The following is a 10,816-nucleotide window of genomic DNA, read 5'->3' as shown; positions in this document are numbered from 1 at the left end:
AAGATATCGGCACTGGACACCACGTCTTCCAGCGTCGTCACCTCGAAGCCGTCCATCGCCGCCTGCAGGGCGCAGATCGGGTCGATCTCGGTCACTTTCACGCGGGCACCGGCGCCGCGCAGCGAGGCGGCAGAGCCCTTGCCGACGTCGCCGTAACCGCAGACCACGGCGACCTTGCCGGCCATCATCGTGTCGGTGGCGCGGCGGATGCCGTCGACCAGCGATTCCTTGCAGCCGTACTTGTTGTCGAACTTCGACTTGGTCACGCTGTCGTTGACGTTGATCGCCGGGAAGGGCAGCTGGCCGTCGCGCACCAGCTGGTACAGGCGGTTGACGCCGGTGGTAGTTTCCTCGGACACGCCCAGGATCTGGTCGCGGGTCTTGGTGAACCAGCCGGGGCTCGCCGCCATGCGCTTCTTGATCTGCGCCTTGATGACTTCCTCTTCTTCCGAGGTCGGCACGGCGATGATGTCCTCACCCGCCTCGGCGCGCGCCCCCAGCAGGACGTAGAGCGTGGCGTCGCCGCCATCGTCCAGGATCATGTTCGGGCCATCGTCGAACAGGAAGGACTTGTCGAGGTAATCCCAATGCTCTTCCAGCGTCTGGCCCTTGATCGCGAAGACCGGCACGCCCGCCTCGGCGATGGCCGCGGCGGCGTGGTCCTGGGTCGAGAAGATGTTGCAGGACGCCCAGCGCACGTCGGCGCCCAGCGCCACCAGGGTTTCGATCAGGACAGCGGTCTGGATCGTCATGTGCAAGGAACCGACGATGCGCGCGCCTTTCAGCGGTTTCGCCTCGCCGTATTCCGCGCGCAGCGCCATCAGGCCCGGCATCTCGGTTTCGGCAATGTCGAGTTCCTTGCGGCCGAACCCGGCCAGTGCAAAATCGCGGACGGCATAGTCCGCCGCTTTGACGTTTTCAGGTTTGTTCATGAGTGGTTATCCTTGAATTCCGTTCGCGTCACTGGGCGGCCACGGTGGCACCGAAGCTGCGGGCCAGCTCGTCGGCGAGATCTGTCCGTTCCCAGGAGAATCCTCCATCTTCAGCGGCTTGCCGTCCGAAATGGCCGTAGGCGGCGGTTCGGGTATAGATCGGCTGCAGCAGATGCAGGTGATCACGGATACCGCGTGGGGTCAGGCGGACCATCTCGCGCAGGCGGCGCGACAGGTCGTCTTCGGAAACCTCCCCGGTGCCGAGCGTATCGACATAGAGTGCCACTGGCTCGGGCACGCCGATGGCATAGGCCAGTTGGATCTGGCACTTGTCGGCCAGTCCCGCGGCCACGACGTTCTTGGCCAGGTAGCGGGCGACATAGGCTGCGGAACGGTCAACCTTGGTCGGGTCCTTGCCCGAGAAGGCACCGCCACCGTGGGGCGCCGCGCCGCCGTAGGTGTCGACGATAATCTTGCGGCCTGTCAGCCCGGCATCGCCGTCAGGGCCGCCAATGACAAAGTTACCGGTCGGGTTGACGATCAACTTTTCGTCGGCGGGCAGGTCCCAGCCCTCGTCCTTGAAGACATCGGTGATGTAGGGTTTGACGAGTTCGCGGACCTCGGCCTGGCTGAGGCCCTCGAGGTGCTGCGTCGACACCACGACGGTGTCCAGGCCGACAGGCTTGCCGCCTGCGTATTTCAACGTAACCTGGCTTTTCGCGTCGGGGCCGAAATTCGGCTGTTTGCCGGATTTCCGGTCCTCCGCCATGCGGCGCAGAATGCGGTGGGCGAACTGGATCGGCGCAGGCATCAGCTCGGCGGTTTCGTTGCAGGCGTAGCCGAACATGATGCCCTGGTCGCCGGCGCCTTCCTCGCCCTTCTCGCCCTCGTCGACGCCCTGCGCAATGTCGGCGGACTGGGCGTGCAGGCGGCAAACGATCTCGGCATTGCGCCAGGAAAATCCGGTCTGGTCGTAGCCGATATCACGGATTGCATCGCGGGCAATCTGCTCGACATCCTTGAGCACGGTTTCCGGACCGCGCACTTCGCCGGCGATGGTGACGTGATCGGTGGTTGCCAGCGTCTCGCAGGCCACGCGGGACTGCGGATCGGCGGCCAGGTAGGCATCCAGGATGGCATCCGAGATCCGGTCGCACACCTTGTCTGGATGCCCTTCGGACACCGATTCACTGGTAAACAGCCAAGTCTTGTCGCTCATCTCGTTCCTTTCTCCACTACGGTGGGATTGGGTCGGTATTGGCAAGTGGTCTTGCGGGGTTCAGGCGATCTTGCGATCCGCCGATGATTTGTCGGGCCGATAAGCCAGGCTAGGGGCCAGCCAGGCCTCGGCCTCTGCGATCTCCATCCCCTTGCGCGCGGCATAATCCGAGACCTGATCGGGTCCGATCCGGCCGATCCCGAAATAGCGCGCCTCGGGATGCGAGAAGTAGAGGCCCGAAACCGCGGAGGCGGGCCACATCGCGCAGGAGTCCGTGAGTTCGAGACCGGTATGCGCAGGCGCATCCAGCAGGTCGAAAAGCGTACGCTTCTCGGTGTGATCCGGACAGGCGGGATAGCCGGGCGCCGGGCGGATGCCGCGATACTGCTCGCGGATCAGCCCCGTGTTGTCGAGTTCCTCGCCCGGGGCATAGCCCCAGAGGCTGCGGCGCACGCGGGCGTGCAACGCCTCGGCAAAAGCCTCGGCCAGCCGGTCGCCCAGGGCCTGTACCATGATCGAGTCGTAGTCGTTGCCCTCGGCCTTCAGCTGGTCAGCGATCTCGTGCACCTCCGGTCCGGTGGTGACGGCGAACCCGCCGACCCAGTCCGCCGTGCCCTCGGGGGCGACGAAATCGGCCAGGCACATCTGCGCGGTGTCGCGGGTCTTGTTGCGCTGCTGGCGCAGCTGCGGCATCCGCGCGCGCAGCTTGCCGCGCGTCTCGTCCGTCCAGACCAGGATATCGTCCCCCCGGCTGTTGGCGGGCCAGAGACCGACCACCCCGCGCGGGTTGAACCAACCTTCGCTCTCGATCCGGTCCAGCATCTTTTGCGCGTTGTCGTACAGTTCGCGCGCGGTCTCGCCCCGGTCGGGATCGTCGAGGATGGCGGGGAAGTTGCCCCGCATTTCCCAGGTGGCAAAGAACGGCGTCCAGTCGATGAAGCCGCGCAGGGTGGCAACCTCCGTATCGTCGATCACCGTCAGGCCGGGCGTCTGCGGCGCGGGGGGCGTGTAACTGTCCCAGCCCCCGTCAAAGGCATTCGCCCGCGCCTGCATCAGCGGGGAGGTGGGCCGGTCGCCGCCGCGGTCGTCGCCCGCACGCATCTGTTCCTGCTCCGCGGCGATCTCGGACAGGTAGACCGGCCGGGCCGTTTTCGACAGCAACTTGGACACCACGCCCACGGCCTTGGAGGCATCGTCGACATGGATCACACCATGTTCATATTCCGGCGCGATCTTGAGCGCGGTGTGCTTCTTGGAGGTGGTCGCGCCCCCGATCAACAGTGGCAGGTCCAGCCCCTGCCGCTTCATCTCTGCCGCCACCTCGACCATGCGGTCGAGCGACGGGGTGATGAGGCCGGACAGGCCAATAATATCGGCCTTTTCCTCCTTGGCCTTTGCGATGATGTCCTCGGTCGGGACCATCACGCCCATGTCCACCACGTCGTAGTTGTTGCATTGCAGCACGACACCCACGATGTTCTTGCCGATGTCGTGAACGTCGCCCTTTACCGTGGCCATCAGCACCTTGCCCTTGGCCGAAGTGTCGCCCTGCTGGCGCTTTTCCTCTTCCATGAAGGGCAGCAGATGGGCGACGGCGGTCTTCATGACGCGGGCGGACTTCACCACCTGCGGCAGGAACATCTTGCCAGCGCCGAACAAGTCGCCGACCACATTCATGCCGTCCATCAACGGGCCTTCGATCACATGCAGCGGCTTCTCGGAGCGCAGGCGGCATTCCTCGGTGTCCTCGACCACGAAATCGGTGATCCCGTGGACCAGCGCGTGTTCCAGACGTTTTTCGACCGGGGCCTCGCGCCATTTGGGGTCTTCCTTTTTCGACGCCTCGCCGGTGCCCTTGTATTTGTCCGCGATCTCCAACAGGCGCTCGGTTGCGTCGTCGCGGCGGTTGAACAGCACGTCCTCGACGCGTTCGCGCAGTTCCTCGGGAATGTCGTCGTAGACGGTGATCTGGCCCGCGTTGACGATGGCCATGTTCATGCCCAGCGGGATCGCGTGGTACAGGAAGGCCGAGTGCATGGCCTCGCGCACGGCATTGTTGCCGCGAAAGCTGAACGACACGTTCGACAGTCCGCCAGAAACATGCGTGTCCGGCATATCCGCCTTGATCAGCTTGATGGCCTCGAAAAAGGCATTGGCGTAGTCGTTGTGCTCTTCGATTCCGGTCGCGACGGCAAAGATGTTGGGATCAAAGATGATGTCCCAGGGCTGGAACCCCGCCTTCTCGACCAGCAGGTCGTAGGACCTGCGGCAGATCTCGTACTTGTGCTGCGCGGTCTCGGCCTGGCCGTTCTCGTCAAAGGCCATGACCACCACGGCGGCGCCGTAACGGCGGATGGTGCGCGCCTGTTCCAGGAAGGCCGCTTCGCCCTCCTTGAGCGAGATGGAGTTGACCACCGCGCGGCCCTGCACACATTTCAAACCCGCCTCGATCACCTCGAACTTGGAACTGTCGAGCATCACCGGCACCCGGCTGATATCGGGCTCCGAAGCGATCAGGTTGAGGAAGGTGACCATAGCCTTTTCCGAGTCGAGCAGGCCCTCGTCCATGTTCACATCAATGATCTGGGCGCCGTTCTCGACCTGGCTGCGCGCCACATCGAGCGCAGTGGCAAAGTCGCCCTCCATGATCAGCTTCTTGAATTTGGCCGAGCCTGTGACGTTCGTGCGCTCACCGATATTGATGAAATTGGCAACACCGCTCATGCTGCATCCTCCGTGCTGGTACCGGGGGCCTCGAACATCTCCAGTCCCGACAGGCGCAACCGCCGCACCGTTGCAGGGACCGCCCGCGGCGACTTGCCCGCGACGGCATCGGCAATGGCGCGGATATGGTCGGGCGTCGTGCCGCAGCAGCCGCCGACGATGTTCACCAGCCCCGCATCGGCCCATTCGCCCAGATGGGCGGCGGTTTCCTCGGGGGTTTCGTCATAGCCGCCCATCTCGTTGGGCAGGCCCGCGTTGGGATAGGCGCTGATGCGAGTGTCCGCGACGTCCGACAGCGTACGCACATGCTGACGCATCTCGCCCGCACCGAGGGCACAGTTCAGCCCCACCGAGAAGGGGCGCGCATGGCTCATCGAGACCCAGAAAGCCTCGGGCGTCTGGCCCGTCAGCGTCCGCCCGGACCGGTCGGTGATGGTGCCCGAAATCATCAGCGGCGGCACGTCCAGCCCTTCGTCCTTGAGGCTGTCGATGGCAAAGAGCGCGGCCTTGGCGTTGAGCGTGTCGAAAATCGTCTCGACCAGCAGCACATCGACCCCCGCCTTGACCAGGGCGCGCGCGGCCTCGCCATAGGCCTTTGCCAGATCGTCGAAGGTGACGGCGCGATAGCCCGGATCGTTCACATCCGGGCTGAGGCTGGCGGTCTGGTTGGTCGGGCCGATGCCCCCGGCAACCCAGCGCGGGCGATCCGGCGACGACATGGCCTCGGCCGCCTCGCGGGCAAGCCGCACGCTTTCGGCGTTCATCTCGGTGACAAGGCCTTCCATGCCGTAATCGGCCTGGCTGATCGCATTGGCACCAAAGGTGTTAGTGCAGAGGATGTCCGCGCCCGCCTCGAGAAAGGCGGTGTGAATGTCGCGGATCATCTCGGGCTGCGTCAGGCTCAGCAACTCGCTGTTGCCGCCCACGTCGCTTGTCCAGTCGGCAAAGCGCGTGCCGCGATAGACCTCCTCGCCGGGCTTGTGCTGCTGGATCATGGTGCCCATGGCCCCGTCCAGCACCAGGATGCGTCGGGCCGCATGGGCCGTGATATCGGTCTCGGTCATCTGGTCTCTCCTCAGGCGGCGCTCTCGGCCGCGGGTCCGGTGGTCAGTCCCAGCGCGCGACAGACCGCAAGGCTGATTTCCGGTCGGTTCAGCGTGTAGAAATGGAATTCGGGAATCCCCGCCTCCATCAGCAGGCGGCATTGTTCCGTGGCAACACTGGTCGCGATCATGGCGCGGGTTTTCGGGTCATCGTCCATCCCGTCGAACATCTGCGCCAGCCAGTCCGGTACCGAGGCACCGCACATGGCCGAGAACCGTTTGAGACCCGCGAAATTCGCCACCGGCATGATTCCCGGCACAATCGGCGCGGTGATGCCCGCAGCGCGGGCCCGGTCGACGAACCGCAAGATGACCTCGGTGTCAAAGGTGTACTGCGTGATCGCCCGGGCCGCGCCCGCATCCAGCTTGCGCTTGAGGTGATCCAGATCGGCGGCGGCGCTTGCGGCTTCGGGGTGAACCTCCGGGTAGGCCGCGACCGAGATGTCGAAATCCGCCACCCGGCGCAGCCCCGCCACCAGTTCTGCCGCGTCGCCGTAGCCGTCCGGGGCAAGGCTCTGCCCCTCGGGCAGGTCGCCGCGCAGGGCGACGATGCGCGTGATCCCCTTGTCGTGCAGGCCGCGCGCCAGCTGGTCAACCTCGTCCCGGCTTGCCCCCACGCAGGTCAGGTGATGGGCCACCGGGCGACCGGAGCGTCGCCCGACCATATCCACCACGCGGGCGGTACGGTCACGGGTACTGCCGCCCGCGCCGTAGGTCACCGAGAAATAGGCTGGATCGGCGCTGGCCATTTGATCGACGGCGCGCGCCAGCGCCGTTTCACCGGCATCGGTCTTTGGCGGGAAAAGCTCGAAGGACACACAGGCGGTGGGATCGGGATAGGTCCCGGTCATGCAGAACTCTCCAATGATGGGGGCGAATTGGTGAAGCAGAGGCCGGGGCGCGCGGCGGCACCCCGGCACATCACATCACGCCGGCTTGCGGAAGTGCTGGATGCCCCAGGCGAGGTGACCATCATCGGCGGCCTTCACCCAGTTCTCCAATCCAACGGCCATCTTGTCGAGATACTCTGCCGAGGCCCCGGCCTCGCGAAGTTTCTCGTAGTTGGCCACCAGTTCTTCGCGAACACGGAAATAATGCGTCCGCAGATCGCTGACGGCCTCCTCCTGTTCCACGGTCTCGAAGCCGAGAGCCTCTGCCGCCTCGCGGTAGAACCGAGGCGATCCCAGGTCGTTGAGTTGCAGACGGTCATAAACGGGCTGCAACACTGCGGGGTCGGCATCGTCGGCTTGCATCGGATCCGTGAAGATCAGGTGCCCGCCCGGCTTGAGCACGCGCCAAGCCTCGGCCAGGACCTTGGCGCGCTGATCGGAATGCAGGAAGGCATCCTGGCTCCACGCCACGTCGCAGCTGGCGTCGGGCTCCGGCACGTCCTCAAAGACACCGTGGCGGACCGAGATCTTGTCGGACAGCTTGGCGGCCCGGATCTTGCCCAGGTTGTATTCGTTCTGCGTCTCGGACAGGTTCAGGCAGACCGCCTCGCAGCCGGTCTTTCGGACAAGCGTGCGCATGGCACCGCCATAGCCCGCGCCCATATCCAGCACACGGGCCGAGGCATCCAACTTGGGCAGCCGGTCGATCATCGACTCGATGGTGCGGTCCGAAGCGGTGCGGATGTCGGGTGTTTCGGCATAGCGGCCGATATGCAGGTCCTCTCCCCCCCAAATCGTGGAATAGAACGTGTCCGCGTCATCGCTGTCATAGTAGTTCTCGGTGATGTCGCGGATGTCTTGCTTGCCGTCATCCGTGCCGGTGCCCCAGCGCACCAGGTGCATCGCCGATTTCTCGGCCACGTGGATGAAGAAATCCGGATCGTCCTCGGCATAGGTTTCCTGGAAATCGCCATAGGTGCGCACCCGCTCGAACCCGGCCTCCGACAGAAGACGGCGCATGTAGTTCTTGCGGATGGGACACATGTTGAGCGTGTATTCCGACCCGTCGGGGAAGGAATAGCGCATTCGGCACAGGCCCTCGTCCACGTGGTCGGGTTCGGCCGTCACCTGATCGCCGCAGTAGTAGTACTTGTGCTTGGTCGTATAGCCCCGGTCAAGCATGGCGTCGTAATTGCGCTGATCGAGGATGAGAAGCCCGTCATGTTTCAGCGCGGCGTAGAATTCGGCCAGCGCACGGCGGCGCTCGGATTCCTTGTGCAGGTGCGTGAAGGAATTGCCCAGGCAGACGATCGCGTCGTACTTGCCGTTGATGTCACGGTTGAGCCAGCGCCAGTCGGCCTGCGCGGTTTTGAGGATCAGCCCGCGGCTGCGTCCGTTTTCGAAGGCCTTGGCCACCATCGAGGCCGCCCCATCAGAGGCAGTCACGTCAAAGCCCGCTTCGGTCAGCCTGACCGAATGAAAGCCGGTACCACAGGCGACGTCGAGCACGGTTTCCTTGCCGCGCGCCCGCAGGATGTCGATAAAGAACTGCCCCTCGCTCTCGGCACGGCCAGCCCAGTCGATCAACTCGTCCCACTTGTCGACAAAGGTCCTGACGTATTCCTTGCGGTAATGGTCGGTCTCGCGATCGGCCAGCGGATCGTCGCTGTAGACCTGGTCCGTCATGGTCAGTTCAGCGTTTTCGGCCATCGTATCGCTCATGTCTGTCTCCGTTCCAAACTGTCACGGCACCGGCGAGACGCATGCCCACCGGTCGCGCAATATCCCTGCGCAAGCCTCGAAAGGCTGCACTGATTTCTTTGCCTTCATCGGTATTCGCCCCGGCCAGCTTGATCGCGCCGCGGGAGGCAATGTGGTCAGGTGCAGGTTCTGCGCGGGTCGGCGCCGAGCAGGTAGTTGGCTCGGCCCGACGCAAGGCGTCAGAGTGCTGCCCGAATTGCACCGTGAACGTCACGGACAAATTGCGACCATTCAACCCCCAATTGCGACATTTTTTCTAATGCCCTGATATAATTTGAGAAAAGCAGGTTCTTCCGGCCTCGCACCTGCAGCATGACTCGCCGACAAGGCATCCATAAGTATGTGGTAATTGGGAGGTTTGACCTTGATCGTCGGAACAGTGGCACCGGAACCGCCTGGCCGACACCTTTGATGAAAAGCACGCAATTCAGTCGAGATCGGACCTCCTTCGACACGGCGAACCGTGCGCGGCAGCGCAGAATACCCATCGAAGACCTGAAAGCGAACCGCTCGGAACGGGCCCCGCAGCTTTCTGCGGGCGGCCATGCGGATCTTCGTTCGTTGATTCCGTCGGGCGATCTCCCGTTCTTCCTGGCAATGCTGAAGACGGCCCGAGGAAATCGGTTCGCCCATGTCGCACCCTGTCCCGATTGGCTTTCACGCCGTGACCGGCAAATAGCGAATCGTCAAAGCCTTCGACCCAACCGGCAAGGCGCAAGTCACCGGGCGGGCACTTTGGCAAACACCTGCCAGCCCGAAGGTTCTGGTTGGACGCCGTGTGGAAACCCTGTAAGAGGGCTGGCGCGACAATCAGAGAAATGAAAACGATTCAATTGGCGCCTCGGATAACTACGGGCTCCGCTGGGACGGGGAAACCACCGGCACTCGTTCTTCGGGGCGTTTCGGTACGCCTCGGCGGACCGGCGATCCTGCACGACATCTCCTTTGACATAAGAGAGCGCCGCATCGGAATCGTCGGGCGCAACGGCTCTGGCAAGACCACGCTGGCGCGTGTGATCGCCGGGCTGCTGGCGCCCGATGGCGGCACCGCGGAAATCGACGGCACCGACATGGCGAAAGACCGCAAGGCGGCGCTGCGCACGGTCGGAATCCTGTTCCAGAACCCCGACCACCAGATCATATTTCCCACCGTCGAGGAGGAAATTTCCTTTGGCCTCGTGCAAATGGGGCGCAAGCGCGACGCGGCCGCGCAAGAGACCCGCGAGATCCTGCAACGGTTCGGCAAGTCCCACTGGGCGGGCGCGGCAACCCATGCCCTGTCACAGGGGCAGAAACAGCTTGTCTGCCTGATGGCGGTCCTTGCGATGCGCCCCGCCGTGATCGTGCTGGACGAGCCCTATTCCGGTCTCGACATTCCAACACGTCTGCAACTCATGCGATTTGTCGACGAGGTCGAGGCCAGCGTGATCCAGATCACCCATGATCCAGACAGTGTTCGGCACTTTGAACGCGTGATCTGGGTGGATCGCGGCCGGATCCGTGAGGACGGCGAGGCTGCTGGCGTGTTGGCCGAATTCGAAGGCCAGATGCGCAACTGGGGGGAGCAGGATGATCTCTCTGACCTCTCCGGTTGAAACCTGGGCCCACCGCGTTCCCGCAGGGGTGAAACTGGCGGCCCTGTCGCTGGCAACCGCGGGACTGTTCGCGCTGCAATCTCCCGTGGCCCTGGCGTTGGCGCTGGCCGGGGTGGCCGGTCTGATGCTGACCGGCGGGCTGACCTTTGCCCGCGCGGCGGCGCGTGAGCTGAAGATCCTGCTTCCCTTCCTGTTGCTCATCGCGGTCTGGCACGGTGTGACCGGCCAGATCGAGGCCGGGATGGCGGTAGCCCTGCGCCTGCTTTCGGCCCTGGCGCTGGCGAATTTCGTCACGATGACGACGCGGCTCAGCGACATGGTGGCGGTCGCGGCATTGCTGCTGAGCCCGTTCCGGCGTCTTGGCCTGTCGACCCGTGCGCTGGAACTCTCGGTGGCGCTGGTCGTGCGCTTTACCCCGTCGATCGCGCGCAAGGGAGGGCTGCTGGCCGAAGCCTGGCGCGCCCGCTCGGCCCGGCGCACCGGATGGCAGATCGTCATGCCGTTGGCGGCAACGGCGCTGGACGATGCCGAACATGTCGCCGAGGCGCTGCGCGCCCGCGGCGGCCTCGAAACCACGCAACCCACGGACTAA

Annotated in this window: 8 protein-coding genes; 2 read left to right on the top strand and 6 right to left on the bottom strand. The window is 64.3% G+C overall.

Translation table 11 applies throughout. The features are described from left to right. From BLQ71_RS25125 to BLQ71_RS25100, 6 genes are all read right to left on the bottom strand, one after another. Positions 1-932 (bottom strand): adenosylhomocysteinase (locus BLQ71_RS25125; RefSeq protein WP_074623688.1); only part of this gene is annotated, 932 nt, incomplete at its 3' end. Between the two features lie 28 nt (positions 933-960). Next, the gene (gene metK / locus BLQ71_RS25120; protein WP_074623687.1) at positions 961-2,151 is read right to left on the bottom strand and encodes a methionine adenosyltransferase; all 1,191 of its coding nucleotides are present in this window, start codon (positions 2,149-2,151) and stop codon (positions 961-963) included. A gap of 60 nt (positions 2,152-2,211) precedes the next feature. Continuing rightward, entirely contained in the window at positions 2,212-4,875 is a 2,664-nt protein-coding gene (gene metH / locus BLQ71_RS25115) for a methionine synthase (RefSeq protein ID WP_074623686.1), read from the bottom strand. After that, entirely contained in the window at positions 4,872-5,939 is a 1,068-nt protein-coding gene (locus BLQ71_RS27185; RefSeq protein ID WP_074623685.1) for a homocysteine S-methyltransferase family protein, read from the bottom strand. Before BLQ71_RS27185 ends, metH begins: the two co-directional genes overlap by 4 nt. Before the next feature lie 11 nt (positions 5,940-5,950). Beyond that, entirely contained in the window at positions 5,951-6,829 is an 879-nt protein-coding gene (metF, locus tag BLQ71_RS25105; RefSeq protein ID WP_074623684.1) for a methylenetetrahydrofolate reductase [NAD(P)H], read from the bottom strand. 75 nt (positions 6,830-6,904) lie between these two features. Continuing rightward, entirely contained in the window at positions 6,905-8,590 is a 1,686-nt protein-coding gene (locus BLQ71_RS25100; protein ID WP_074623683.1) for a glycine/sarcosine N-methyltransferase, read from the bottom strand. Between the two features lie 857 nt (positions 8,591-9,447). Here BLQ71_RS25100 and BLQ71_RS25095 point away from each other — a divergent pair. Both BLQ71_RS25095 and BLQ71_RS25090 read left to right on the top strand, forming a co-directional pair. Further along, on the top strand, positions 9,448-10,224 hold the full coding sequence (locus BLQ71_RS25095; RefSeq protein ID WP_069208194.1) for an energy-coupling factor ABC transporter ATP-binding protein: 777 nt from the start codon (positions 9,448-9,450) through the stop codon (positions 10,222-10,224). After that, on the top strand, positions 10,199-10,816 hold the full coding sequence (locus tag BLQ71_RS25090) for an energy-coupling factor transporter transmembrane component T family protein (RefSeq protein WP_074623682.1): 618 nt from the start codon (positions 10,199-10,201) through the stop codon (positions 10,814-10,816). Before BLQ71_RS25095 ends, BLQ71_RS25090 begins: the two co-directional genes overlap by 26 nt.

It is taken from the genome of Antarctobacter albus (genome assembly GCF_900101505.1).
Classification (GTDB): domain Bacteria; phylum Pseudomonadota; class Alphaproteobacteria; order Rhodobacterales; family Rhodobacteraceae; genus Antarctobacter; species Antarctobacter albus.
The sequence above is the reverse complement of the archived record's forward strand: the minus strand, read 5'-3'. Positions and strand labels throughout refer to the sequence as shown.